Annotated in this window: 26 protein-coding genes; 5 read left to right on the top strand and 21 right to left on the bottom strand. The window is 67.2% G+C overall.

All coding sequences use genetic code 11. The features are described 5' to 3' along the window. Window positions 1-88: 88 nt before the first annotated feature. The 4 genes from glyS to HTY61_RS10850 all read right to left on the bottom strand — a co-directional run bounded on the left by glyS (window position 89) and on the right by HTY61_RS10850 (window position 5,394). The gene (glyS, locus tag HTY61_RS10865; RefSeq protein WP_175276808.1) at window positions 89-2,209 is read right to left on the bottom strand and encodes a glycine--tRNA ligase subunit beta; all 2,121 of its coding nucleotides are present in this window, start codon (window positions 2,207-2,209) and stop codon (window positions 89-91) included. A gap of 94 nt (window positions 2,210-2,303) precedes the next feature. Then, window positions 2,304-4,229, bottom strand: a complete 1,926-nt coding sequence (locus HTY61_RS10860) for a DUF2207 domain-containing protein (RefSeq protein WP_175276807.1) — start codon at window positions 4,227-4,229, stop codon at window positions 2,304-2,306. Between the two features lie 18 nt (window positions 4,230-4,247). Continuing rightward, window positions 4,248-4,814, bottom strand: a complete 567-nt coding sequence (locus HTY61_RS10855) for a LemA family protein (RefSeq protein ID WP_175276806.1) — start codon at window positions 4,812-4,814, stop codon at window positions 4,248-4,250. Window positions 4,815-4,905: 91 nt separating this feature from the next. Next, window positions 4,906-5,394, bottom strand: coding sequence for a fasciclin domain-containing protein (locus HTY61_RS10850; RefSeq protein WP_175276805.1), 489 nt, complete (start codon window positions 5,392-5,394; stop codon window positions 4,906-4,908). Between the two features lie 207 nt (window positions 5,395-5,601). On the opposite strand from HTY61_RS10850, the gene HTY61_RS10845 reads away from it, so the two are divergent. Next, complete coding sequence (locus HTY61_RS10845; RefSeq protein ID WP_175276804.1) at window positions 5,602-6,312, top strand: DUF1868 domain-containing protein; 711 nt, start codon at window positions 5,602-5,604, stop codon at window positions 6,310-6,312. A 268-nt stretch (window positions 6,313-6,580) separates the two neighbouring features. Here HTY61_RS10845 and HTY61_RS10840 read toward each other — a convergent pair whose 3' ends face one another. The 5 genes from HTY61_RS10840 to HTY61_RS10820 form a co-directional block, all read right to left on the bottom strand. Further along, a complete protein-coding gene (locus HTY61_RS10840) occupies window positions 6,581-7,396 on the bottom strand; it encodes a hypothetical protein (RefSeq protein ID WP_175276803.1) in 816 nt (271 codons plus the stop codon). Between the two features lie 379 nt (window positions 7,397-7,775). Next, window positions 7,776-8,723: a glycine--tRNA ligase subunit alpha gene (locus tag HTY61_RS10835; protein ID WP_175276802.1), complete on the bottom strand. Its 948-nt coding sequence runs from the start codon at window positions 8,721-8,723 to the stop codon at window positions 7,776-7,778. 73 nt (window positions 8,724-8,796) lie between these two features. Continuing rightward, a complete protein-coding gene (locus HTY61_RS10830; protein ID WP_175276801.1) occupies window positions 8,797-8,988 on the bottom strand; it encodes an NfeD family protein in 192 nt (63 codons plus the stop codon). 25 nt (window positions 8,989-9,013) lie between these two features. Beyond that, complete coding sequence (locus HTY61_RS10825; protein WP_246272781.1) at window positions 9,014-9,874, bottom strand: S49 family peptidase; 861 nt, start codon at window positions 9,872-9,874, stop codon at window positions 9,014-9,016. 105 nt (window positions 9,875-9,979) lie between these two features. Continuing rightward, window positions 9,980-11,074, bottom strand: a complete 1,095-nt coding sequence (locus HTY61_RS10820) for a glycoside hydrolase family 25 protein (RefSeq protein ID WP_210268609.1) — start codon at window positions 11,072-11,074, stop codon at window positions 9,980-9,982. 175 nt (window positions 11,075-11,249) lie between these two features. On the opposite strand from HTY61_RS10820, the gene HTY61_RS10815 reads away from it, so the two are divergent. From HTY61_RS10815 to HTY61_RS10800, 4 genes are all read left to right on the top strand, one after another. Then, complete coding sequence (locus tag HTY61_RS10815) at window positions 11,250-13,025, top strand: acyl-CoA dehydrogenase family protein (RefSeq protein ID WP_175276799.1); 1,776 nt, start codon at window positions 11,250-11,252, stop codon at window positions 13,023-13,025. A 10-nt stretch (window positions 13,026-13,035) separates the two neighbouring features. Next, complete coding sequence (locus HTY61_RS10810; RefSeq protein WP_175276798.1) at window positions 13,036-13,785, top strand: crotonase/enoyl-CoA hydratase family protein; 750 nt, start codon at window positions 13,036-13,038, stop codon at window positions 13,783-13,785. A 118-nt stretch (window positions 13,786-13,903) separates the two neighbouring features. Then, a complete protein-coding gene (locus HTY61_RS10805) occupies window positions 13,904-14,257 on the top strand; it encodes a type II toxin-antitoxin system RelE/ParE family toxin (protein ID WP_175276797.1) in 354 nt (117 codons plus the stop codon). Further along, window positions 14,254-14,637: a helix-turn-helix transcriptional regulator gene (locus tag HTY61_RS10800; protein ID WP_175276796.1), complete on the top strand. Its 384-nt coding sequence runs from the start codon at window positions 14,254-14,256 to the stop codon at window positions 14,635-14,637. Before HTY61_RS10805 ends, HTY61_RS10800 begins: the two co-directional genes overlap by 4 nt. 4 nt (window positions 14,638-14,641) lie before the next feature. Here the strand turns inward: HTY61_RS10800 and HTY61_RS10795 are convergent, their stop codons facing one another. The 12 genes from HTY61_RS10795 to HTY61_RS10740 all read right to left on the bottom strand — a co-directional run bounded on the left by HTY61_RS10795 (window position 14,642) and on the right by HTY61_RS10740 (window position 25,782). Further along, a complete protein-coding gene (locus HTY61_RS10795; protein WP_175276795.1) occupies window positions 14,642-15,916 on the bottom strand; it encodes a class I SAM-dependent RNA methyltransferase in 1,275 nt (424 codons plus the stop codon). Then, window positions 15,913-16,668, bottom strand: a complete 756-nt coding sequence (locus HTY61_RS10790) for a TlyA family RNA methyltransferase (protein WP_175276794.1) — start codon at window positions 16,666-16,668, stop codon at window positions 15,913-15,915. Before HTY61_RS10790 ends, HTY61_RS10795 begins: the two co-directional genes overlap by 4 nt. A gap of 55 nt (window positions 16,669-16,723) precedes the next feature. Further along, window positions 16,724-17,641 (bottom strand): pirin family protein, encoded by a 918-nt coding sequence (locus HTY61_RS10785; protein ID WP_175276793.1) that lies wholly within the window; start codon window positions 17,639-17,641, stop codon window positions 16,724-16,726. A gap of 96 nt (window positions 17,642-17,737) precedes the next feature. Beyond that, window positions 17,738-17,989, bottom strand: coding sequence for an exodeoxyribonuclease VII small subunit (locus HTY61_RS10780; RefSeq protein WP_175276792.1), 252 nt, complete (start codon window positions 17,987-17,989; stop codon window positions 17,738-17,740). A gap of 5 nt (window positions 17,990-17,994) precedes the next feature. Further along, on the bottom strand, window positions 17,995-18,924 hold the full coding sequence (locus HTY61_RS10775) for a histone deacetylase family protein (RefSeq protein ID WP_175276791.1): 930 nt from the start codon (window positions 18,922-18,924) through the stop codon (window positions 17,995-17,997). A gap of 53 nt (window positions 18,925-18,977) precedes the next feature. Continuing rightward, entirely contained in the window at window positions 18,978-19,931 is a 954-nt protein-coding gene (locus HTY61_RS10770; protein WP_175276790.1) for a hypothetical protein, read from the bottom strand. Window positions 19,932-20,011: 80 nt separating this feature from the next. Beyond that, window positions 20,012-21,031 carry a hypothetical protein gene (locus tag HTY61_RS10765; protein WP_175276789.1) on the bottom strand — a complete coding sequence of 340 codons (1,020 nt, stop codon included), beginning with the start codon at window positions 21,029-21,031 and terminating at the stop codon, window positions 20,012-20,014. After that, window positions 20,979-22,067 carry a 3,4-dihydroxy-2-butanone-4-phosphate synthase gene (gene ribB, locus HTY61_RS10760; protein WP_175276788.1) on the bottom strand — a complete coding sequence of 363 codons (1,089 nt, stop codon included), beginning with the start codon at window positions 22,065-22,067 and terminating at the stop codon, window positions 20,979-20,981. The genes HTY61_RS10765 and ribB overlap by 53 nt, the downstream gene beginning before the upstream one ends. Window positions 22,068-22,075: 8 nt before the next feature. Beyond that, on the bottom strand, window positions 22,076-23,170 hold the full coding sequence (aroC, locus tag HTY61_RS10755) for a chorismate synthase (protein WP_175276787.1): 1,095 nt from the start codon (window positions 23,168-23,170) through the stop codon (window positions 22,076-22,078). Between the two features lie 77 nt (window positions 23,171-23,247). Further along, on the bottom strand, window positions 23,248-23,856 hold the full coding sequence (locus HTY61_RS10750; protein WP_175276786.1) for a histidine phosphatase family protein: 609 nt from the start codon (window positions 23,854-23,856) through the stop codon (window positions 23,248-23,250). Window positions 23,857-23,892: 36 nt separating this feature from the next. Further along, window positions 23,893-24,705 (bottom strand): enoyl-ACP reductase FabI, encoded by an 813-nt coding sequence (fabI, locus tag HTY61_RS10745; protein WP_175276785.1) that lies wholly within the window; start codon window positions 24,703-24,705, stop codon window positions 23,893-23,895. Between the two features lie 132 nt (window positions 24,706-24,837). Beyond that, complete coding sequence (locus HTY61_RS10740; protein WP_175278517.1) at window positions 24,838-25,782, bottom strand: DnaJ C-terminal domain-containing protein; 945 nt, start codon at window positions 25,780-25,782, stop codon at window positions 24,838-24,840.

Genomic DNA, 25,782 nt, shown 5'->3' with positions numbered 1-25,782 from the left:
GAGACGACAAGCCCGCGCCTTGCGCGGGCTTTCTTTTGCGGGGCATGGAGGCACCGCCGTGGTGGGGCAGGAGGCCCTGCAGTCGGCCTTATCCCGCGATCTTCGAGAAATCCGCCAGCTTGCGCGTCGTCGCCCGCAGCGACGACAGCAGCCTGAGCCGGTTGGTGCGCACCGCCGGGTCGTCGGCATTGACCATCACCGCCTCGAAGAAGGCGTCCACCGCCGGCCGCAACTCGGCGAGCGCCGCGAAGGCCCCGGCATAGTCTTCTTTGGCGATGTGATCGTCGACATGGCCGGAGACGGATTCCAGCACGTTGGCCAGCTCGCGCTCGGCCGGCTCGCTCATCAGCGCCTTGTCGGCCTCGCCCTCGAACGCGCCTTCGCCGTCCTTCTTCTCTTCCGCCGCGAGGATGTTCAACGCCCGCTTGGTGCCCGCGAACAAGTTCGCCCCCGCATCCGTATCCAGCATCGCCCCCAGAGCCTCGACCTTGCGCACGACGATCAGCAGGTCGTCGTCCTCGGGCGACAGGATCGCGTCGATCAGATCGTGCCGTGCGCCGGAGTCGCGAAGATAGACCTTGAGCCGGTCATGGAAGAAGGAGAGGAGGTCCTCCGAAACGCCTTCACTTGCCAGTTGAAGCCGAAGCCCGTTCTCCAGCAATATCCGGATCACGCCCAGCGCCGCCCTTCTGAGCGCATAGGGGTCCTTGGAGCCGGTCGGCTTCTCGTCGATCGCCCAGAAGCCGGTCAGCGTGTCCAGCTTGTCGGCCAGCGCCACGGCGATCGCCACCGGGTCGGTCGGCACGTCGTCGGTCGGGCCGAGCGGCTTGTAATGGTCCTCGACCGCCTGCGCCACGTCCGGGTCCTCGCCCTGCAGCTCTGCATAGATGCGGCCCATCGCGCCCTGCACCTCGGGAAACTCGCCGACCACCTCTGTCGTCAGGTCCGCCTTCGCCAGCACCGCGGCGCGGCGCGCCTTGGCCGGCTCGGCACCGACCTTCGGCGCCAGCGCCTCGGCCAGCCTAGCGATGCGGGCGACGCGTTCGCCCTGCGTCCCGAGCTTGGCGTGGAAGGTGACGTTCAGCCGGTCGAGCTTGGCCATCCGCTGGTCCAGCGGCTTCTTCAGGTCGAGGCCGAACTTCTCGGCTGACGCCTTCAGCCCGTCGAGGTCCGGCAGGTCGGCCTGGTCGGTCTTCCAGAAATGCAGCGCGTCGGAGAGCCGCGCCCGCACCACCTTGCCGTTGCCGGCAACGATCGCCTCGCCGCCGTCGCTGGCGGCGATATTGGCGACAAGGATGAAGCGGTTGGTGAGTTGCTGCGTTTCCGGGTCGCGGGTCACGAAGCATTTCTGGTTGGTCTTGATGGTCAGCCGTACCACCTCGTCGGGGATTTCGAGGAATGCCTTCTCGAACTCGCCCATCAGCACGACCGGCCACTCGACGAGGCCGGCGACCTCTTCCAGCAGGCCCTCGTCCTCGACCAGTTCGATGCCGTGGGCGAAGGCGAGGTTCCTCGCGTCCGTCGCAATGATGTCCTTGCGCCGCTCCGCGTCGAGCACGACATGGGCCTTCTCGAGGCTCGCCGCATAGTCGTCGAAGCGGCGAACGGTGATCGGCTCCGGCGCGTGAAAGCGGTGGCCGTAAGTGACGTTGCCGGCGCGGATGCCGTCGACCTCGAAACCGATGACCCTGGTCTCCTCGGTTTCCGGGCCGAAGGTGCAGAGGATCGACTGCAGCGGGCGGACCCATTTGAGCGAGCCGGGTTCGCGCGAGGACTTGCCCCAGCGCATCGATTTCGGCCACGGGAAATTGCGTATGATGCCGGGCATCGCCTCGGCGATGATCTCCTCGGCGTCGCGGCCTTCCTTCCGGATCACGGCGACGTAGAAGTCGCCCTTCTTCGGGTCGCTGCGCACCTCGGCCTCGTCGACGGAGGAAAGGCCCGCAGCGCGCAGGAAGCCCTGTATCGCCTTTTCCGGCGCATCGGTGCGCGGGCCCTTGCGTTCCTCGGTAATGTCGGCGGAACGGGCCGTGACGCCGCGAATGTCCAGCGTCAGGCGTCGCGGCGTCCAGTATTCGCGCGCTCCCTCGTAGGTCAGGCCTGCATCGACCAGCGCGCCGGTGACGGCCTTCTTCAGGTCGCCGGCGGCCTTGCGCTGCATGCGGGCGGGGATTTCTTCGCAGAAGAGTTCGAGCAGAAGGTCTGGCATGGAAGGATCCGATGGGAAGCCGAGGAAAAGGACTTGTCGCGCGCCGAATAGCAAGCCCGCGCGGCGATGTCATCCCGTGACGGACAAAAGCCGCCTACCAGCCACCGCCGCCGCCACCTCCACCGCCACCGCCGGAGGAGCCGCCGGAGAATCCGGAGGAGGAGGACTTTGTCGCGGGCAGCGACGAGGTGAAACTCTTCGCCATCGAGTTCGACAGTCCGCCCATCGTCCTGCCGATGCGGTTGCTGTCGAAGCCGGACCTGCCGCGATACCAGGACGGTCCGTGATAGGCCGCCGCGGCGGCCACGCCCGCTGCCGCGGCAGCTCTCAGCCACTTCTGGAATGCGTCGGACCACGGCTTTTCCACGCCCAGCGCCATCGCATAGGGCAGCAGCCTCTCGAAGTGCTGCGGCGACATCTCGGGTGCACCCGCCATGTTCATGCGGTCCTTCTCCGCAACGGTCAGGTAGCGCCTCAGCCCCTCGATTTCGACAGTTCGCTGCTGCCCGAGCCGCGTCGGCGCACCCATCAGGAAGAACAGCAGTGCATTGACCATCGCGATAGCCGCCAGGGCGCCGATGACCAGCGGCTGCTCGATGAACTTGTACCAGCCGGTAGCGGCCAGAAGACCGGAGTTCAGAAGGATCACCACCGCCATGACGAGAAGCACGGCGAGCCGGATCTTGCCTGCCAGGCCTCTCGCGGCGGCCTTGGCGATAGCGAGCAGGAACGCGGTGACGAAGATCGAGACGAAGAGCGACATGATCACGAAACCGATCGTGTTCTCGCTGAGCCGCCCGAAAGCGAGGGTCAGGACGAGTGTACCTACCGAGAGAATGACTCCCGGAACGATCCAGCCGACATTGTGCCGGTAGAACACGGACTTGTGCTCGCTTTCGATAGCGGAAGTGAATCGCCTGCCGAGCGCCTGCACGGTCTTGCCGTTGGCTTTCGAAATCTCCAGCGTTCCGCCCAGTGCATCCAGCTTGTCGAGGAGCGCCTTCTCTCCGACCGGAAAGGCGGCGCCGTCTTTCGGCTTGCCGGTCCGGCGCAGCGTGATCGTCTTGCCGATCTCGTCGAGTTCGAGATAGCCCTTGACGGCAAGGTTGACCGCGGCTGCGGAGAGGGCCGGGAAGCCCATGCGGGCAAGTCCCTTGTTCCAGATATAGTGCACCAGCGCGGGGGACATGTCTTCCGGCAGGTCCCAGCGGGGCACGACGACGCCGCGCGGCGGATCGCGCCCGACGCGCACCCAGGCCCAGAGGTAGTATGCCGTGACGACGAGCAGCCCCGCGACGGCGATCAGCGAAGCGCTGTTGTCGCGCAGGAACCACAGGATTTCGCGCTCCCTGGGGGGCGGCGCGATGATGCCCTTCTGGAAGGCCACCGCCACGGTCAGTCCCTCGCGGGGACCCAGGGGCTGCGTCGTCTCGAAGGTGACGACGTTGCCGCCCTGCGAGACCGTCGCGCGGGCGTTTTGCGCGGTAGAGCCGTAGGCCCCGGTATAGGCCACCGTGTCCTGCGCCGTCGCGCCGTCCGGCAGGTCGACTGTCGCGACGGCCTTGCGGATCGGAAAAATCCATTCGGTGCCGGTGGCATTCCAGTAGACCTCGTCATGGTCGTCGAAGAAGCGGACCTGCCGGTCGGTGCGGAACTTCAGCTCGTAGGTGTAGACGCCCGGCTGCAGGAACACGTCCTCCTGGCCGAGATAGACCCGTATGAAATTGCTGCGTCGCTCGGTGCGGGTGGTCTCGGCCAGGCCGTCGCGCGTCGCGGAGACAAGCTCGAAGGCGTTTTGTCCGATGCTGCCGTCCGCCTTTACGAACTGGACCGGAAAGTCGCGGTAGATGCCACGCTTGATCTCCTTGCCCTCGGCATTGACCCGGATGGTCTCGGTGACGACGAAATCGCCGTTCGGTTCGACCGTCACGTCGCTGCGGAAAAGCAGGATTTCCTCGGCCGCGCTTGCCAGCGTGGCGGTGGCGAGGAGAAGGAGAAGCGCAACGAGGCCGCGCAGCATGGATCCGGCTCCCTTCGATCAGGAAAACTTCACGTCCGGCCGCTCCCGGTCGGCCGGGTTCTCCAGCTCGAAATACTCCGCCTTGGCGAATCCGAATGTGTTGGCGATCACATTGGAGGGAAAGCTTTCGACCTTCACGTTCAGTTCGCGCGCCGAACCGTTGTAGTAGCGCCGCGCCATCTGGATCTCGCCCTCAAGCGCAGAGAGCTGCCGTTGCAGGTCGAGGAAGTTCTCGTTGGCCTTGAGGTCGGGATAGGCCTCCGCCACCGCCATCAGCCGTCCGAGCGCCTGGCCGAGCAGGCCCTCTGCCGCGCCGCGGCCCGCGATGTCGCCCGCCGGAACGTTCTGCGCGCGGGTGCGCATCTCCGTGACCTGTTGCAGCGTTTCCTTCTCGTGCCCGGCATAGCCCTTCACCGTCTCCACGAGGTTGGGGATCAGGTCGGCACGCCGCTTCAGCTGCACGTCGATGCCGCTCCATGCCTCCTGGACCATCTGGCGGACGCGCACCAGCGCGTTGTAGGTGACCATGACATAGAGCCCGGCGACCACGACGATCGCCAGTATGATGAGGCTGCTGTCAAACATATTCGTCCCCCGAACAAACCGAAATCGCGCGCAGCATAACGGCTGCGCGCGGAATTGCCATGCCAAACGGCGATCGGTCGTCGCGGCGGTGTCAGCTCGAAGGCAGCATCACCTTGTCGATGACATGGATGATGCCGTTGTCCGCGCGGATGTCGGCGGAGACGACGGTCGCCTCGTCGACGGTGACGGCGCCTGCGGCCTTGGTGACGGAGAGCGTGGTATCGCCGCCCTGCTTGATCGTCTTCACGTGGATCGTGCCGCCGGGAAGCATGTTGGAGGCAAGCTCGCGCGGCAGGACGTGATAGGACAGGATCGCCGCAAGCTGGTCCTTGTTCTCGGGCTTCAGCAGGTTCTCCACCGTGCCGTCCGGAAGCGCCGCGAAGGCCTCGTCGGTCGGCGCGAACACGGTCAGGTTCGAGCCGTCGGCAAGGGCGCCGGCCAGGCCGGCCGCTTCGGCCGCCGCGAGCAGCGTGTTGAACGATCCGGCCCCCTTGGCGACCTCGACGATGTTGTCGGCCGTGGCGGGTACCGCGGAAATCAGGGCGAATGAAATGGCTGCGCCAAAAGCTGTCTTGCGCATGGTGGTCTCCTCATGGGTTTCGGTTTGCGACAGTCCGGATTGTCTGCAGGGCATACGGGCGCCGGCGGCGAGGGGATCACGCCTGGTGATCACGTTACGGTGAGGCCCGGTTGATCCCGCGCGGCGCGGCGTCACGGAAATTTCACACCGGCGACCTTTGGTTTCGCCTATGGATTGCCAACCGACCCCTTCGATGAAACCGTCGCCATGCCCGAACCCTTCGATCCGGAAATCCTCGCCGCCTCCGCCAATCCCCGCCCGAACCGCTTTCTCGGCACCCGTTTCGACGAAGGCGGGACGTTCCTCCCGGAGGCGGGCAACACGGTCGTCCGCCACGTCGTGCCGGGATCGGCCACGCAGGCGGCGCTTGCCGATCTGCGCGAGAGGCTGCGCGGCCTGCCCTGGGGCCACCGCTTCGCCTTCACCGCGCCGGAAAGCCTTCACATGACGGTCTTCGAGGGCGCGATCGAGACGCGCCGCCTGCCGGGCTACTGGCCGGGGACGCTGCCGCTCGACGCGCCCATGGACGCGGTGACGGACCATCTCGCCGCGCGGCTGGAGGATTTCGCGGGGCCGGGACGGTTCGACATGACCATCGCCGAGGTCACGCCCTTCGGCCTGGCGCTGACGGGCGCGACGGATGCCGACGAGGCGACGGCGCGCGCCTGGCGGGACGCCCTTGCCGGCCCCTTCGGCTATCGCTCGCCGAACCACGATGCCTATTCGTTCCACGTCACGCTCGCCTACATCATCGACTGGCTGCCGGACGAGCTGGTGCCCCTCTACCGCCGCGCGCTGGCCGAGCTGACGGAGGAGTTCCGGGCGCGCATCCCGGTCGTCGAGCTGGGGCCGCCGGCCTTCTGCACCTTCGCGGACATGAACGGCTTTCCGCCGGTGCTCACCCTGTCGGGCGCCTGACGGGGGCGCCATCGCGCCCGTTCGGAGCCTGCCGACGATTCACCGGATCGTCGGCTTGCCTCTTCCAAGGTACTTGTCGGGGCGGGGCCCGCTGCCTCCGGCAGCTCCCGCCCGTTCGGCGCTCGAAACGATCCGCCGGATCGTTTCGTCCGCTGCGCGGACCGCGCCTCACCCCCCACCTTCGTGGGGGCGAGGAAGGGGTGTGCGGCATCGGCGCCGCGCCCCGCTTGCGAGGCCGGTTTCCCGGACGCGAATTGTCTTCCGCCGCTCATGACGTGTTCCAGGCGTCCAGCGCCAGCAGGTGGCACTCCTTCAGCACCTCCTCGACCTCGTTTCGCGGCCGCCTTCGCCAGCCCGGCGGCAGGCCGGGCCGCAATGGGCGGAAGCGCCACGGCGCGGGCTTGCGCACTGCATCCGGTGTCACGCCGTCGATCCTGCCCGCATCCGCCAGTTGCATGCGCTCGATGGCGCGGTCGAAACGGGCCTTCCAGCGGGCGAGGCGGGCGGCCTGGCCGTCGAGATCGTCCAGCGCCAGTGCCAAGGCACGGATGCGCCGCGACAGGGCGCGGGCATCCACCAGCTCGTCGGGATCGCGGTCCGGACCTGGCCAGTCACCGCCGTCCTCCTCGTCGTATTCCAGTAAGACATGGCCGAAAGGCCCGTCCAGCCCGGTGACATCGAACAGGAAGGGCGCATGGCGCTTCCACGGGTCGAAGAGTTGGAAGGAAGGGCGGTCGCGGTAGAGGTCGAGCAGTTCTGCGTCGGACGGTTCTGCGCCCGGCTCCCTGTCCGTCCCGTCCCCGGGCGCGGTGGCCGGATGATCCCCTCCATTGCCGTCCGGTCGCTCGCCGCGTTCCGGGGGAATTTTCACATCAAGGTCCAGCTTGCAGGCGGCCATGACGATCAGTCGCCGGGCGGCGAATTCGGCGGGACGCAGGACCGACAGGATGCGCGTGCGCAGCCCGCGCGGAAGGAAGACCAGCGAGCGGCCCGTCCTGATCCCGGCCATGAAGAACAGGTGCGCGACGATCCGCAAAAGATCGTCCAGGTTCCGCTCCACCGCCCGTTTCCAGTCGAACTCCATGCCTTTCTCCGTCTCTGCCGCGTTTCGCAGGCGGGGAACAGGATAGGGGAGGTTTGGGGGCGTTGGATAAGTTTCGGCGGGAATGGCGGGAATGGCAGGAACGCGGGCGTTTGGGCGGAGGTTGTCCAACGGGGACTATCTCCCCCCTTGCGGGGGAGAAAGCCTTTTCCGGCGCTTAGGAGGGGCGAAGCCCGAGTAAGTGCCTGGAAAAGGCAAGAGAGGGGCCCGCGATGGCGGACATGGCTGCATCGTTCTTCACCCTGGGTGCCTTTACCCCTCACTTGCAAAAGCTAAGGACTTGGCTGTGCCAAGCCCAAGCTTTTGCTTTCTCTCCCGCGAGGGGAGAGATAGGGGAGCCTCGCGCCCCACGCCCCGCGGATCAGCCCTGGTAGTTCGCGCCGCCGGCTTCCGTCAGCAGGAAGGCCTCGCCGCACTGGCGCGACAGGTTGCGCACGCGCAGGATGTAGCTCTGCCGCTCGGTCACGGAGATCACGCCGCGGGCGTCCAGCAGGTTGAAGACGTGGCTCGCCTTGATGCACTGGTCGTAGGCCGGCAGCACGCATTTGTGCAGCCGCTCGCCATCCGTCGGCGCGCCGGCCTTCAGGAGCGCCTCGCATTCCTTCTCGGCGTCCTCGAAATGCTTCAGCAGCATCGCCGTGTCGGCATATTCGAAATTGTGCCGGGAATATTCCTGCTCGGCCTGAAGGAACACGTCGCCATAGGTGATCCGGTCCTCGCCGTCCTCGCCATTGAAGTTGAGGTCGTAGACATTGTCCACGCCCTGGACGTACATGGCGAGCCGCTCCAGCCCGTAGGTCAGCTCGCCGGAAACCGGCGCGCACTCGATGCCGCAGACCTGCTGGAAATAGGTGAACTGCGAGACCTCCATGCCGTCGCACCAGCATTCCCAGCCGAGGCCCCACGCGCCCAGCGTCGGGCTTTCCCAGTCGTCCTCGACGAAGCGGATGTCGTGCAGCAGAGGGTCCAGCCCGATGGCCTTGAGCGAGCCGAGATAGAGCTCCTGCAGGTCGGGCGGCGAGGGCTTCAGGATCACCTGGAACTGGTAGTAGTGCTGCAGCCGGTTCGGGTTCTCGCCGTAGCGCCCGTCGGTCGGCCGCCGCGACGGCTGGACGTAGGCCGCCTTCCACGGTTTCGGCCCGAGCGAGCGCAGCGTGGTGGCGGGATGGAACGTGCCGGCGCCGACCTCCATGTCATAGGGCTGAAGGACGACGCAGCCATGGGCGGCCCAGTAGTTCTGGAGCGTCAGGATCAGGCCCTGGAAGGAACGGGTCGGGTGCAGCTTGTCGATCGTGGTGTGCGCGGTCATCGGGATCTGCCTTTGAAACGGCGCTTCCGTGACACGGGTCCGCGCGCCGGTCAAGGGCGCGCCCCCGCCGTTTCTATTCGTCGGGGCGCATCACCCGGTATTCGCCGGTTTTCTCGTCCTTGACGAGCGTGCCCATGGCGCCGGTTTCCTGTTCCTTCTCGGCCCGGCGCACCCGCTCGGAGACGCGCTTCGCCTCCTTCACGAAGGCGCGGTAGCCGAGGACGCCCACTGCGGCGACGGCGGCGAAGAACAGCAGTTGCGGCATCGGTTCCCTCCCTTCGCCGGGGTTCCTAGAGGCCGTAGCGCGCCCACAGGCCGCGTTCCTCCGCGGCGCCCAGCAGGCCGGAGGCGGCGGCCGCTGCAAGCGCCTCGGCATTCGTGCCGCCGATCACGCCGGCGGCGGTGCGGCGCCCGAATATGTTGCGCTGCGGCTGGATCAGGCGCAGCTCGGTCTTGTCGCCGTAGCGCTCCTTCAGGAAGGAGCGCATGTCGCCGACATGGTCGACGAGGCCGAGCTCCTTTGCCTGCAGGCCGCCCCAGAACGCGCCGGTGAACAGGTCCGGATCGTCGGCCAGCTTGTCGCCGCGCCGCTCCTTCACCATGTCGATGAACACCTTGTGGACGTCGCGCTGGATCGACTGCAACCGCTCGACGTCCTCCTTCTTCTCCGGCTGGAACGGGTCGAGCACGGCCTTGTTCTCGCCCGCCGTGTAGACGCGGCGCTCCACGCCGATCTTGCCGATCGCCTCGACATATCCGAAGCCGGCGGAGATCACGCCGATGGAGCCGACGATCGAGGACGGATCGGAGACGATCTCGTCTCCGGCCAGCGCGATCATGTAGCCGCCGGACGCCGCGACGTCCTCGGTGAACATGAAGACCTTCCTGTTCTTCTCCCCGGCGAGATCGCGGATCCGCTTGTAGATGAGGCGCGCCTGCACGGGCGAGCCGCCGGGCGAGTTGACGGCGAAGGCCACGGCCGGCGCGCGCTTGTCGGCGAATGCGCGCTCGATCATCGGCGCGGTTGTCGCCAGCGAAAGCGTCTGCGACATCGGCGAGTTGCCGGTGGCGATGGTGCCCTGGAGGCGGACCACGGGAATGACGGGGCCGCCGCCGCGGAAGCGTTTGGGGATGAATGTCTTGAAGTTCACGGGCGTTCGTTCCGTTGTTGAATCGTCCGCTTCAATGTAGGTGCGCAATTCCGCCGCGCAACAGGGCGTTTCGGCCTTTCCCGGCGCGCCGGCCGGCGGCCCGGTTCAGCGCAGGCCGATCTGCGGGTCCGGCGGCTTGCCGCCGCCGAAGGCGGCCGTCGTCACCAGGTCGATGCCGTCGGGACCGGGGAAATGCCTGTCCGGGGCGGCGTGCCTGCGGTAGCTTTCCGCCGCCGTGCCCCACCAGTCGGACACCGTTTTCGCCAGGCCCGCGACGAGCCGGCCCGGGTAAAGCGGATCGGGGGCGCGTTCGATTTCCGGAATGTCCGGCCGGGCGACGGGGATCGGGATCACCATCGGCGCCTTGTCCTCGACCAGCTCGCCGAACGGCCATGCCGCGCGGAGCTGCTCCGGCGTCATGTCGACGATGTTGACGTCGATGTCCGGTTCCGTTCCCTCTACCCGGTAGGGGCAGCGCTTGCCGGGGCAGTTGCCGTGATAGGCGAACTGCCAGATGTGGTAGCTGTCCCAGTTGCCCTTGGGAAAGGCGCCGCGGATGGCGGGCTTGTAGCGGGCGTACCAGAGCGGCAGGCGCGACAGCACCCGGTATTCGCCGCGCATCTCCGCGATGCGCCGGGAGACGATCTCGTTGGCGTAGAGCACGGGATAGCGGCCGGTCTCGTTGTGGATGAAGATGGCGAAGCGCTCGGCGTCGGCCAGCGACATCCATTTCTCCTCGTCCAGCCCCTCGAGGTCGAGCGCGATCAGCTCGTCGGGCTGCGGGTCGGCGAAATCGAGGAAGTGGCGCGCCTGTTCCAGCGGATCGCCGGCGCGCGCCAGGTGATAGGCACCCCATTCGAGGCCGAGCTGCTTCGCCAGCGCCCGGCGCGTCCGGTAGAGCTCGCGCGAGATGGCGTAGCGCTGCCACGCCACGCGGCAGGCCTTGCGCTCCGTCTCGTCGCCCTCGCAGCGATAGGGCGGCGGCATGCCGTCGGACGCCTTGTGGATGAAGGCGGTGACGCGCTTGTCGGTGGCGATCCTGTGCAGGTCGATGATGTTGTGCTCGTAGCCGTCCAGGACGATGGCGCGCTTCGGATCGGCCCAGGGGCGGAAGAACTCCGTCGCGCCCGCGCCGGTCGGGAGGATCGCCTGCGCTGCCATTACCGCCGTGGCGGCAAGCCATGTCCGAATGCCCATCATGGCGTTCCTTAGCCGTACCAAAGCACAAGCCTTACCTGACTCGGTTAAGAATTGCTCTATCATTCGTTGCGCGGATTGCCGGTGCAATTGACGTTTACGTAAAAAGCATTTAGCGCTGGCCTTGACGCTGTTCCCTCCGTCGGGCAGGCCGGCGGGAAACATCCGGGAGGTTTTGATGTACAGGGCGCCAGTTTCTGAAATCGCGCATGCGCTGAAGTCGGTCGCGGGACTGAAGGAAGGGCTCGACAAGGGCCTGTTCGGCGATCTTTCGGAGGATCTCGTCGACGCGATCCTGGAAGAGGCGGGCAGGTTCGCCACAGACCGGATCGCGCCGCTGCACGTGCCCGGCGACCGCCAGGGCGCACGCCATGCCGACGGCGCGGTGACCATGCCGGACGGCTACGCGGACCTCTATCGCGACTGGGCCGCCGGCGGCTGGAACGGGCTGGCCGCCGATCCGGAATTCGGCGGGCAGGGACTGCCGATCTCGCTGGCCATGGCCGTGGCCGAGATGTGGAACTCGGGCTCGATGGGCTTCGGCCTCGTCGCAACGCTGACCGCCGGCGCGGTCGAGGCGCTCGAGGCCCATGCCTCCGACGAGATGAAGGCGAAGTACCTGCCGAAGATGGTGTCGGGCGAGTGGACCGGCACCATGAACCTGACCGAGCCGCAGGCCGGCTCCGACGTCGGCGCGCTGAAGGCGCGCGCGGAACCCGCGGGCGACGGCACCTACCGCATCTTCGGCCAGAAGATATTCATCACCTATGGCGAGCACGACATGACGGACAACATCGTCCACCTCGTGCTTGCGCGCCTGCCGGGCGCCCCGGCGGGCACCAAGGGCATCTCGCTCTTCCTGGTGCCCAAGTTCCTGGTCAATGACGACGGCTCGCTCGGGCCGCGCAACGACGTCCATTGCCATTCCATCGAGCACAAGCTCGGCATCCACGCCTCGCCGACCTGCACCATGATCTACGGCGACGGCAAGTTCGGCGACGAGCCGGGCGCCGTCGGCTGGCTGGTGGGCGAGGAGAACCGCGGCCTTGCCTGCATGTTCACCATGATGAACAACGCGCGCCTCGCCGTCGGCATCGAGGGTGTCGCCGTGGCCGAGGCGGCGAGCCAGAAGGCGCTCGCCTATGCCAACGAGCGCCGGCAGGGCAGGGCGCCCGGCTGGACCGGCGAGGGCATGAGCCCGATCGTGCTGCACCCGGACGTGCGCCGCGACCTGCTGACCATGACCTCGCTGACGCGCGCGGCCCGCGCCATCTGCCTTGCCTGCGCGCACGCCATCGACATGTCGCGCGCGACGCAGGGCGACGAGGCGCGGTTCTGGCACGAGCGCGCCAGCCTGCTGACGCCTGTCGCCAAGGCGTTTTCCACCGACATCGGCAGCCAGGTCGCCTCCATCGGCGTGCAGGTCCATGGCGGCATGGGCTTCATCGAGGAGACCGGCGCGGCGCTCTACATGCGCGACGCCCGCATCGCCCAGATCTACGAGGGCACCAACGGCATCCAGGCCATCGACCTGGTGACGCGCAAGCTGCCGCAGTCGGACGGCGCCTGCGTCTCGGCCTATTTCGATGAGCTGGACGGCGTGATCGGCGCGCTGTCGGCCTCCAACGAGCCGGCCTTCGGCCAGTCCGCCGGGCGGCTGAAGGAGGCGGTGGCCGACCTGCGCGCGGCGACGGACGCGCTCGGCGCGATGATGAAGGCAGGCGACATGGCCAGGGCGCTTTCCGGCGCGACGCCCTATCTTCGCCTGTTCGGCCTCGCCGCGGGCGGCGTCTATCTCGCCCGGGCGGCGCTGGCCGATGCCGGCAATGGCGAGCGGGCGTCGCTGTGCCGCTTCTTTGCCGAGAACCTGGCCGGCGAGACGGCCGCCCTGCGCCGCACCGTGGAGGCGGGCGCGGAGAGCCTCGCCGCCGCCGGCGAATTCCTGGTTGCCTGAGGGAGACACCATGACCGATCACATTCTCGTCGAGCGCTCCGGCGCGGTGCAGACGATCCGGTTGAACCGGCCCGAGAAGAAGAACGCGATCACGCGGGCCATGTACGAGCGCATGGCCGCGGCTTTGCGCGACGGTGACGCCGACGATGGCGTGCGCGTCCATGTCTTCCTCGGGGCGCCGGGAGCCTTTTCCTCCGGCAACGACCTGCAGGATTTCCTCGCCGTCGCCACGGGCACGGAGCCGGATGGCGACGTGTTCGACTTCCTCGTCGCGCTGGCCACGGCGAAAAAGCCTGTGGTCTCCGGCGTCGACGGGCTGGCCATCGGCATCGGCACGACCATCCATCTTCATTGCGACATGACCTTCGCCACGCCGGACTCGCTGTTCCGCACGCCCTTTACCGATCTCGGCCTCGTGCCGGAGGCGGCCTCAAGCCTGATCGCGCCGCGCATCATGGGCCACCAGCGCGCCTTCGCCCTGCTGGCGGCGGGCGAGGGCTTCTCGGCGAAGCAGGCGCTCGAGGCCGGGCTGATCCGCGGGATCGTGGAGCCGGAGGCGCTGGAAGGCGCGGTGAGGGAAGCGGCCGAGGCGCTCGCCGCCAAGCCGCCCGAGGCGCTGCAACTGGCCAAGAAGCTGATCAAGAGCCCGACCGAGCCGGTGATCGAGCGCATCCGCGAGGAGGGCGAACTCTTCATGCAGCGCCTGAAGTCCGACGAGGCGCGCGAGGCCTTCATGGCCTTCATGGCGAGGAAGAAGTAGGCCCCCTCACATGTCCGACCAGTGCTGCGTCCTGACCGCCCGGTGTCGCGGTGGGCAATGGTCGATATTGCAAAAATAGTGCTTCAAGGCTATATTTCTGTCCGGACAAGAGGGCCGCATGGCTTGGACCGTCGCGTTCGTGGAGGAATTCGAGCCGGAGTTCGACGCCTTCCCCGAGGAGGTGCAGGACGCAATTTTCGCGCGTGCGCTGTTGCTTGAGCGCGAAGGCCCGTCGCTCGGGCGGCCTCATGTCGATACGCTGGCGGGATCGAGGCATGCGAACATGAAGGAGTTGCGCTGCAACGCCGCCGGCGGTGTCTGGCGCATCGCCTTTGCATTCGATCCCGACCGGCAGGCGGTCCTGCTCGTCGGCGGCGACAAGTCGGGCGTAAGCGAGAAGCGCTTCTACCGGCAACTGATCAGCCGGGCCGATGAACGGTTCGACCGCCATCTGGAGAGACGGAAAGGATGACGACCATGGCACGCAGCCTGCAGGACAAGCTCTCCGCCCTCGATCCCGAGCGCCGGGCGCACATCGAGGCCGAGGCCGATCGCCTGCACGGCGAGTTGCTGACTCTTCGGGAGTTACGGAAGGCGAAGGAACTGACCCAGGTGCAGCTGGCCGAGATGCTCGGGGTCCAGCAGGCGACGGTGGCGAAATACGAACGCCAGGGCGATCTTCTGCTTTCCACCCTGCGCAGCTATGTCGGCGCAATGGGCGGAACCCTGAAGCTGACTGTCGAGTTTCCCGGCCGGGAACCGGTGACGCTGGAGGGGCTCGGTGATACCGAGGACCCGGTACGCCGGCGCCGGGCGGCCGGGGGCGGCCCAGACAACGGCGCGCGGAACTGACCGCTCACATGTCCGACCAGTGCCGCTTCCTGCCGGTCCTGCGCTCCAGCAGCGCCACGGCCTCCAGGTGCGGCGTCCAGATGAACTGGTCGACCGGCGTCACCGATTTCAGCGTGAAACCCGCCTGAATCAGTATCGCAAGATCGCGCGCCAAGGTCTCGGGATTGCACGATATTGCGGCGACGCGGCGCACGGTGGAGGCGGCGATCTCGCGCGCCTGCGCCTCCGCCCCGGCGCGCGGCGGGTCGAACACCACGCCGTCGAAGACGCGCAGCTCATGCGCGGTCATCGGCCGACGCGCGAGGTCGCGCCGCTCCACGGTGACCGGCTTCAGCTTCCTGTCCGAATTGTCGCGGAAGCCGCGGTCGAGCGCGGCAAGCGCCGGCCCGTCGCCCTCCACCGCGTGCACGGTCGAGGATTTCGCCAGCCGCAGCGCGAAGGTTCCGCAACCGGCATAGAGGTCGGCGACGCGCTTCGATTTCGCCATGTGGCCGGTGACGAGATCCGCCATGACGGTTTCCATCTCCGGCACCGCCTGGAGGAAGGCGCCCGGAGGCGGCGACACCATCACGTCGTCGAAGGCCACCAGCGGCCGTTTCGGCGCCAGGACGATCTCGCCGTTGACGGTGAGCCGGGCAAGGCCCTCCGCGCGCACGATATCCGCCGCGGCGCGCTTCTGCCTGTCGTCGGGCGCGATCTTTCCTTCCACGGCGACGTCGAGGCCGGACAGCGTCAGGTTGACGGTCGCGTGCACCGTCCTGCCGGCGGGCAGGAGGGGTTCCAGCACCGCCTTCAGCGCCGGCCGCGCGGCGTCGATCTCCGGCGCGATGACGTGGCATTCCTCGATGTCGACGACCGTGTTGCTGGCCGCCTGCTGGAAGCCGAGCAGCACGCCCTTCTCGGTCAGGATTGCGGAGAAGACGGCGCGGCGGCGCGTGCGCGGTTCGCAGAAATGGGCCTGCCTGATGACGGAGGTGTCGAGGCCGCGGGCGCCGAGCGCCCTATCCAGCAGGCCGGCCTTCCACGTCCGGTAGGCGTCCGGGCCCATGTGCTGCAGGGCGCAGCCGCCGCAGGTCTCGAAATGGCGACAGACCGGCTCGACGCGGTCGGGGGAGGGGGTGCGGACCGAGAGCAGCGCCGCGCGCCTTCCGTCGGCGATCACCGTCACTGTCTCGCCCGCCAGCGTGTAGGGCACGAAGACCTGTCCGTCCCCGCTCTTCGCCACGCCGTCGCCGCGCGCGCCGAGTTCGTCGATGGTCAGCGTTTCCGTCCTGCTCATGCCTTGCGCCCCGCCAGGAGATATTCGGTGTTGCCGTCGCCACCCGCTATGGGGGATGGGCAGAGTCCCAGCACGGACCAGCCCGGCTGTCCGGCGAACCAGTCCGCCAGGTCGCCAGCGCATCTCTCCGCGTCGGCCTGTGCGACCAGCCCGCCCTTGCCGATCCTCTCGCGCCCGACCTCGAATTGCGGCTTGACCAGCAGTACCGCCTCCGCGCCCGGCGCGGCCAGCGCGAGCGCGGGCGGCAGGGCCAGCTTGAGCGAGATGAAGCTGACGTCGGAGACGACGAACCGGGGGCGGGCATCCCCGAGAAGGGCGGGGGCGAGATCGCGCGCGTTCAGCCCCTCGATATTCGTCACGCGCCGGTCGGCCGCGAGCCGTTCAGCCATCTGGCCGTGACCGACATCCACGGCGAACACATGCGCGGCGCCTTGTTCCAGCAGGACCTGGGTGAAGCCGCCGGTGGACGCGCCGACATCGAGCGCGATACGGCCCTCCGGCGACAGATCGAAATGTCCGAGCGCCGCCTTCAGCTTTAGCGCCGCGCGCGAGACGTAGGCCCGCGCGGGATCGTCGAGGTCGATCTCGGCATCGCGCGGGACCATCTGGCCGGGCTTTTCCGCCCGCGCCCCGCCGACGCGCACCGTGCCGCGCAGGATCGCGTCGCGCGCCCGCGAGCGGGATGCGAAGGCGCCGGTCTCGACCAGCAGCTGGTCGAGCCGGACGCGGTCTGTGGACGTGACGGTGCTCATGAACCGTTCATTGCCGGGTGACGCGCCCCTTGGCAATGGCTGAATCGATATCGGCTCATTCCGGCAGCGGGATGAATTCCTCCTCGTCGCCCGGCACGATGTCGAAGCAGCGGCTTTTCCATTCCTCCTTCGCCTGCTCGATGCGCTCGCGCGAGGAGGAGACGAAGTTCCACCAGATGTAGCGCCGCGAGCCGAGCGAGGCGCCGCCGAACAGCATGAAGGACGCACCGCGCTCCGAGCGCACGACGATGCGGTCACCGGGGCGGAAGACCAGCAGCCGGTCCGGGGCGAAGATGTCGCCCGCGATGTCGATCTCTCCTTCCACGACATAGACGGCGCGTTCCTCGGCGTCGGCCGGGATCTCGATCTCGCCGCCGGGGGCGAGCGTCACGTCGACATAGAGGGTCTCGGAAAACTGCGTCACCGGCGAGGAAACGCCGTGGAACGAGCCGATCAGCACCCGGGCTTGCGCCTTGCCGCCGTCGAGGACGCCCATCGACGCCGCATCGGTGTTCTCGAAGGACGGCGCGATTTCCTCCTTGTCGTCGGGCAGGGCCAGCCAGGTCTGCAATCCGGAAATGCGCCGCGCGGTCTGCCGCGTTTCCTCCGGCGAGCGTTCCGAATGGACGATGCCGCGTCCCGCCGTCATCAGGTTTATGTCGCCCGGCGCGATGACCATTTCGGTGCCGAGCGAGTCGCGGTGGCGGATCGTTCCGTCATAGAGATAGGTCACCGTGGACAGCCCGATATGCGGATGGGGCCGCACGTCGATCGCCTCGCCAGGCCGGAAGGTCGCCGGCCCCATGCGGTCGAAGAAGATGAAGGGGCCGACCAGCTTGCGCTTGAGCGAGGGCAGGGCGCGGCGCACCTCGAAGCCGCCGATGTCGCTGACCTTCGGGACGACCAGCGTCTCGATCGCGTCGCAGGCGAACGAGTCGCCCGGTTCCGGGTCGTTTCCGGGAAAGAAGCTCATGGCCTGCCTCCGCCTGTCTGTTCACTACGGCAAATGGGAGGCGGGGAGCGCAATTCAATCCGGGGCGACGGAGCGTTCGCCGGAGAGAGACGGGGACTACCCGTCCAGCGGTTCCGTACCGGCCGGCTTGCCCTCGCGGTTGAGCTTGATCTTCTCGATCTTGGCCTCGGCCGCCTTCAGCAGCGCGTCGCAACGGTTGCGAAGCGCTTCGCCGCGTTCGTAGATGGCGATGGATTCGTCCAGCGGCACGTCTCCGCGTTCCAGCTTGTCCACGATCTCTTCCAGCTGTTTCAGCGCCGTCTCGAAGTTCATCTCCTTCACGTCGGCGTGGGTCGGAGCGTCGGCCATGTGGTTCATCCTCGCATCAGTCGCAAAACATGGGCGGCCGTCGAGGCCGCCAGTCCCTTCAGATCGTAGCCGCCTTCCAGCAGGCTGACGAGCCGGTTGTCGCAGTGCTGGCCCGCCAGGTCCATCAGCTTGCCGGTCGCCCAGTCGAAATCGTCCTCGACGAAATTGAGCTCGGCCAGCGGGTCGCGGTGGTGGGCGTCGAATCCGGCGGACACGATTACCAGATCGGGACGGAACGCGTCGACCGCTTTCAGGATGCGGTCACGGAAAGCCTCGCGGAACCGGTCGCCCGAATCGTGCGGGCTGAGCGGCGCGTTGCAGATGGTGCCGTGCGCGCCGGTCTCGTCCTTGGCGCCGGTGCCGGGATAGAGCGGCATCTGGTGCGTGGAGCAGTAGAGCACGGAGGCGTCGTCCCAGAAGATGTCCTGGATGCCGTTGCCGTGATGCACGTCCCAGTCGACGATGGCGATGCGTTCGGCACCGTGCTTCCTCTGCGCGTGCCGGGCGGCGATCGCCGCGTTGTTGAACAGGCAGAAGCCCATCGCGGTCGCCTTCTCGGCGTGGTGGCCGGGCGGCCTTGCCGCGACGAAGACATTCGCCGCAGCGCCGGTGAAAACGTCATCAACGGCGGCATTGGCCGCACCGATGGCATGCAGCGCCGCCTCGTAGCTCTTCGGGCTGGCGCAGGTGTCCTCGTCGATGCGGGCGATTCCCGTCTCCGGGATCTGCGCCATGACGCGCTCGACATATTCGTCGGGATGGGCGTAGCGGATGGTCGCGGGGTCGCCCTCGGGCGCCTCGACCCGGTCGAGGCCCGCGAAGACCTCGTTGTCCAGCGCGGCGGCGATTGCGCGCAGCCGGTCGGGCCGTTCGGGATGGCCCGGCGGCACCTCGTGTTCGAGAAAGATCTCATGCGTGTAGAGGCGGGTGGTCATCGCGTCTATGTAGCATCAAAGCCGCGCCATGCCATCCGCCTCCTGTGGATGTTTTACTGTGTGACGGGCCGTCCGCCGAAGGACTGCTTCGCCTTCTGGGTCAGCTCGCGGAACTTGTCGGACGCGCCGGCGAGCTTGGCGTCCCATTCCGGGTCCGGCTGCTGGCCCTCGATGCGGGCGAAGAAGACCTGCATCAGCGCCGCGATGGCGAAGGGCTCCATGACGGCGGCCTTGAACGACCAGGCCAGCATAAAGGCGAACACGAAGCTGTAGCCGCTGGTCGATCCCGGCACCATGTAGACGAACAGGGCGGCCGGGCCGAGCGCGATCAGGAACACGATCAGCGAGAGCGCCCACATGACGATCGACAGCCACACCGCGTTCTTGACCATGTGGCCGCCGTTCTGCGCGTAGAGCACGAGCGCGTGGCGCGAGGTCTCCCACGGATTTTCGCTGGCGACGCGGATGTTGTAGCCGAGGATGATCTCGTCGACATAGGTCAGCGACATGCGGATGATGCCGTTGACGAAGCCGGCAATGGCGTTGAGGCCGGGGATCGGCAGGAAGGCGGCGACGCCGCCGATCAGGCCGGTGATCGCCCGGATGACGCCCTTGATGAGCTGGTCGAGTGCAAACAGCACGTTGGCCTCGCCGAAGCGGCCGCGCACCGTCTCCTGCGCGTGGCCGATCTGGCCCTGCGGCAGCGTCCGGCCGTCGATCAGCTCGACCATCACGGCGATGTGGCCGGCCTTGACCATGTAGAGGATGTATTCGCGGATCCAGTAGACGATGGCCGAGACCAGGCCGAAGCCGGCGATCCCGCCCCACACCGCGAAGGAGGACGGATCGTCACCGATCTGTCCGACGCCGTAGCCGATGCCGGCACCGGCGCCGACGGCGAACACATAGGCGAAGGTTATGCCGAAATAGACCGCCATGCGCAGGATGACGAACGGCATGGTTCGGCCGACAATGGAAAGTGTCTTTGCTACGGAAAAGTCCCACATGGCAGTACCCCCTCGGTTTGAACTCCGGTCGGACCTTAGCCGCGCGCCGCTTGCCCGGTGTGGCGAATGTCACACCGCCGTCAAGGCATGATGACGAGCAGCCGGCCCTCGGTGGTGCCGGTCACCACGCGTCCGTCGATCACGATCACCGCCTTGTCGATGGTTGCCGGAATGGCGATGTCCGGCAGGTCGGAGAGCGGGAAGCGCAGCCGCGTGCGGTCCTGTGACAGGAGCACCAGGTCGTCCCTGCCGTCGCCGTTCACGTCTCCGACGGCCGACAGGCCGAGCTCGCGGGAACCGATGACGTGGTTGGAGACGTCGGTGGCGAGCGTGTCGCTTTCGCTGACATTGCCGTCGGCAAAGGTCAGCGAGAACAGCCGTCCGCCGATATGCGGCGTGCGCACGGCGTAGACTGTGGCCGTGCCGTCGTCATTGCCGATGATGCCGGCGATGTTGGTCCAGCGGTTCGGACTGCCGTTCTCGCTGCCCGCGCCGAGCTCGACCAGTTCGCCTTCGCGGATGCCGTAGAGCGCGACCGCCGCGCCGCCGGTCTGCGACGAGCGGATGGCGATCACCTCGTTGCGGCCGTCGCCGTCGAGGTCCCGGATGCGCGGCGTGATGTCCTCGAAGACCTGCGTCTCGGGGAGGACGAATTCCAGTTTCTCGCGCTCGTCCGTCACGACGACCAGAGAGCCGCCCTCTGTCGCGTCCCCGAGCACGCCGTGGGCGTAGCGCTCCGTCGGCTGGCCGTACCACGCATTGCGGATATCGCCTTCCTCGGCGATGGCGATGTAGCCGTCGGGCAGGACGTTGGAGGGAACGCGCTGGCTGATGGTGCCGTTCGACAGCGTCTGCAGGCAGATGCCGGCATCCGCGTCGCAGGGCACGAGCTGGAAGGTTTCCTCGCCGACGGTCGCGAAGCTGCCCATGGCGTCCTGGTAGAGGGCGCGCAGCGGCTGCGGAAGCCCGATCTCGAACAGTTCCGCGGCGCGGGTGCCCGTCCCACCGGAAAGCAGCGCGGCCGCGGCGAACGCGACGAGCGCGAGGCTAGAGGATCTCCGTCGACGTGATCCGGATGCCGAAACCTTCGAGCCCCACATAATGTCTCTCCCTCGATGCAAACAGCTTGATCGAGCCGATCCCGAGATCTTTCAGGATCTGTGCCCCCAGCCCGATTTCGCGCCATTCGTTTTCGCGGTCCTGCGCCTCCGCGTGCTCTTCCGGCAGGCGCCGCCCGGAGGCGCGTCCGACGCCGACCGAGCCCTCGCGCAGATAGACGACCACGCCGCGGCCTTCCTCCTTCATGCGTCGCAGGATCGATGTCATCGTCTTTTCCCTGCCGAACACATCGTCGACCACGGATTCCATATGCAGCCGCACCGGTACGTCCACGCCGTCGCGGATGTCGCCGAAAACGACGGCGAGATGGTGCATCGGGTCCCAGGGCAGCGTGTAGGCGTAGGCCTTCGCGGGACCGGCTTCCGTGTCCACGTCGAAGGTCTCGACCATCTCGATCAGCGTTTCCTTGCGCTGCCGGTAGTGGATCAGGTCGGCCACGGAGACCTGTTTCAGCCCGTGCTTTTCAGCGAAGGCGGTGACCTCGGGGCCGCGCATGACCGTGCCGTCGTCGTTGACGAGTTCGGAGATGACACCGATCGGAGGCAGGCCGGCGAGCTTGCAGAGGTCCACGGCGGCCTCGGTGTGGCCCGAGCGCATCAGGACACCGCCCTCGCGGGCGACCAGCGGGAATATGTGGCCGGGGCGGACGAAATCGGCCGCGCCGGCATTCGGGTTGGCGAGATTGCGCACCGTCGTCGTGCGGTCGTCAGCCGAGATGCCCGTGGTGGTGCCGTGCTTGTAGTCGACGGTCACCGTGAAGGCCGTGGCGTGCGGCGCGTCGTTCTCGGCGACCATCGGCGCGAGATTGAGCCGCTTTGCCTCGTCGCGCGTCATCGGCGCGCAGACGATGCCGGAGGTGTGCCGCACGATGAAGGCCATCTTTTCCGGGGTCGTGTGCACGGCGGCGACGATCAGGTCGCCCTCGTTCTCGCGCCCGTCGTCGTCCATCACCACGACGATTTCGCCGCGTTCGAAGGCGCGCAGCGCCTCAATCACCTTTGCCTGGTCGTATGCCATGGAAATTCCTAAATCCGCCCTGTCTGCCCGCGGTGTCGCAAATAATGGTCGGCGATCGCGCAGGCAACCATGGCTTCGCCGATGGGAACCGCCCGAATGCCCACGCAGGGATCGTGCCGGCCCTTGGTGACGACCTCCGTCTCCTCGCCGTCGGCGGTGATCGACCGCGTGGGGGTAAGGATGGAGGAGGTCGGTTTGACGGCGAAACGCGCCACGACCGGCTGCCCGGTTGAAATGCCGCCGAGGATGCCGCCGGCATTGTTGGAAAGGAAGGACGGGTTGCCGTATTCGTCGAGCCGGATCTCGTCGGCGTTCTCCTCGCCGCGGATGCGCGCGGCCTCGAAGCCGTTGCCGATCTCCACGCCCTTGACCGCGTTTATCGACATGAGCCCGGAGGCAATGTCCTGGTCGAGCTTGGCATAGACCGGCGCGCCGAGACCGGCGGGCACGCCCTCCGCGACGACCTCGATCACCGCGCCGACCGACGAGCCGGCCTTTCGGATGGCGTCGAGATAGTCGGCGAACTCCTCGGCCGCCTGCGGGTCCGGCGTGAAGAAGGGATTGCGGTTCACTTCCTCCCAATCCCACCGGTCGCGGTCGATTTCCTTCGTTCCCATCGAGACCAGGGCGCCGCGCACGACGAGGCCGGGCACGACCTTGCGGGCCAGCGCGCCGGCCGCCACCCGCGCTGCCGTCTCGCGCGCCGAGGAGCGGCCGCCGCCGCGATGGTCGCGGATGCCGTACTTGACGTCATAGGTGAAGTCGGCGTGGCCGGGCCGGTAGCGCTTCGCGATGTCTGAATAGTCCTTCGATCGCTGGTCGGTGTTCTGGATCATCATGCAGACCGGCGTGCCGGTGGTCACCAGCGTCTCGCCGTCATCCTGCGGCATGACACCCGAAAGCACGCGCACCTGGTCGGGTTCGCGGCGCTGGGTGGTGAATTTCGACTGGCCGGGCTTGCGCTTGTCCAGGTAGGCCTGCACCTCGGCCTCGGTAAATTCGATGCCGGGCGGACAGCCGTCGATCACGCAGCCAAGGGCGATTCCGTGGCTTTCGCCCCAGGTGGTGACGCGGAAAAGATGGCCGTAAGTGTTGTGCGACATGAAGATAGCCCGATTCTGAGCCTGTTATTAGAACAGAGGCGGTGGAAAAGGAAACACTCTCGCCGCAAAGCGGTGGATCACGCGTCGCCGCCGCCGAGCCAGTGGGTGTCCGCGCCGTCGAACCGATAAACCTTGTCCTGCGGCACGGGCCAGTCGGCGATCTCCGTGCCGTCGACATCCTCGATGATGAAGCGCGTCGCCCTCAGGATGCCGCCGTGGCAGACGACGACGGACGGGCCGGTCAGCTCGTCGAGAAAGGCGGAGACCCGCTTCACGGCCTCGGCATAGCTCTCGCCGCCCGGGGGGGTGTGCGTCCACTTGTCGGCATTGCGGCGCGCCATCTCCTCGGGCTCCTCGGCTTCCAGTTCCTCGATCCGCTTGCGCTCCCAGGCGCCGAAGGTGATCTCGACGAGCCGGTCGTCGGTCATGTAGCCGCCCGGATCGAGGCCCATCTCGCCGCGCATGATTTCCATGGTCTCCCGCGCGCGGCCGAGCGGGCTGGAAAAGAAGCGCCAGCCGGACCAGTCGAGGCCGAGCGAGGCGAGAAGGCGGCCGTTGCCGGCGGCCTGCGCGCGGCCGAGCGCATTCAGTGGAATGTCCACCTGGCCCTGGTAGCGCCTTTCGCGGTTCCAGTCGGTCTCGCCGTGGCGGATCATGAAGAACGGCGGCCTTGCCTTGGTGGTCATCGCGAGGTCCGTCGCCTTTCCGGGCTGGGGAGGGTGTCAGTCTTTCGTCATGTCCGGCGCGTCGACCGCCTTCATGCCGACGACATGGTAGCCGGCGTCGACATGGTGCACCTCGCCGGTCACGGAGCGGGACAGGTCGCTGAGCAGATACAGCGCTGCGTCGCCGACCTCCTCGATCGTCACCGTCTTGCGCATCGGCGAGTTGTACTCGTTCCAGCGCAGGATGTAGCGGAAATCGCCGATACCGGAGGCGGCGAGCGTCTTGATCGGCCCGGCGGACAGCGCGTTGACGCGGATCCGGTTCGGCCCGAGATCGGCGGCGAGATATCGCACCGAGGCTTCCAGCGCCGCCTTGGCCACGCCCATGACGTTGTAGTGCGGCATGACCTTCTCGGCGCCGTAATAGGTCAGTGTCAGGATCGAGCCGCCGCTCGACATCAGCGGCTCGGCGCGCTTGGCGATCGACGTCAGCGAATAGACGGAGATATCCATCGTCCGGCCGAAATTGTCGCGCGTCGTGTCGATGTAGCGACCGGTCAGCTCGTCTTTGTCGGAGAAGGCGACCGCGTGGACGACGAAGTCGAGCCGTCCCCATGTCTTTTCCAAATGTCGGAACACTTCCTCGATCGTCTCCGGCTCGGTGACGTCGCAATGGCCGCAGACGATGGCGTTCAGTTCCGCCGCGAGCGGCTCGACACGCTTCTTCAGCGCGTCGCCCTGATAGGTGAATGCAAGCTCCGCGCCCTGGTCGGCACAGGATTTCGCGATGCCCCATGCAATGGACTTGTTGTTCGCGAGGCCGATGATGAGGCCACGCTTGCCTTTCATGAGGCCCGTCCCGGTGGTCATGGTGTGTTTCCCGACTCGACTTTCAATAAGGTGGGCGAGCATATCGCACAGCAAAATGCAGCCTTCAAGCGCGTTTCCGTGTCCGGGTGGACCGGGCGGCTCGCCCCGGCGGGGCCGTCCCGCGTCGGAAAGTCAGGCAGTCGTCTTCCGGAACAGCGCTTCCAGCGCCTCGCGCTTTTCGTCGGGAAGCCGGATATGCAGCACCGCGAGCAGATCTCCGTGACCGCCCTTCGGAGCCGGAAGCCCCTTGCCTTTCAGGCGCATGGTCTGGCCGGAGGAGGTCCATGCAGGGACGGAGAGGGCGACCTTCTTTCCGTCCGGAGTGGCCAGCGGCACCTTGCCGCCGAACACCGCCGTTTCCAGCGGGACGTCCACATCCTGATATATGTTGGCGCCGTCGATGCGCATGCCTTCGCCGGGTTTGATGCGGATAGTGGCCAAAATGTCACCGCGATGTCCGGTGGCGCTCGCCTGGCCCTGGCCCTTGAGGCGGATGACCTGTCCGTCGACCGCGCCCTTCGGTATCTTCACCGCGATGGTGCGTCCGTCGGGCAGCCGGAGCTTCGCCTTGCCCTCGCCGAAGATGTCGGAGACGCCGACCGGCAGCTCGGCCTCGATATCCTTGCCGCGCTGGGGCTGTGCCGTCCTGCGCTTGCCGCCGGCGCCGCCCATGTCGGAAAAGCCGGAGAACGGTCCGCCGCCGCTCCGGCCGCCGCCGAAAGCGGAGCCGAAGAGTTCCGACAGGATATCCTCGGCCGCGCCCGCGCCGCCGTGGAACTCGAATCCGCCGGTTCCCCCGCGCGCATCGAAGCCGTCATAGGCGAAGCCGCTGCCGCCGGCTCCGTGGAAGGTTTCGCGGCCGTCGGCGTCGATTTCCCCGCGGTCGTACTGCTTGCGCTTGGTTTCGTCGCCGATGATCTCATAGGCGCGCGAGATCTCCGAAAAGCGCTCCTGCGCCTTCGGGTCGTCCTTGTTCGCGTCCGGATGGTATTTCTTCGCCAGTTTCCGGAAGGCGGACTTGATTTCTGATGTGCTTGCCGTCTTGGCGACGCCAAGCACCGTATACGGGTCTCTCAT

Source organism: Oricola thermophila (assembly GCF_013358405.1).
Taxonomy (GTDB): Bacteria; Pseudomonadota; Alphaproteobacteria; order Rhizobiales; family Rhizobiaceae; genus Oricola; species Oricola thermophila.
The sequence above is the reverse complement of the archived record's forward strand: the minus strand, read 5'-3'. Positions and strand labels throughout refer to the sequence as shown.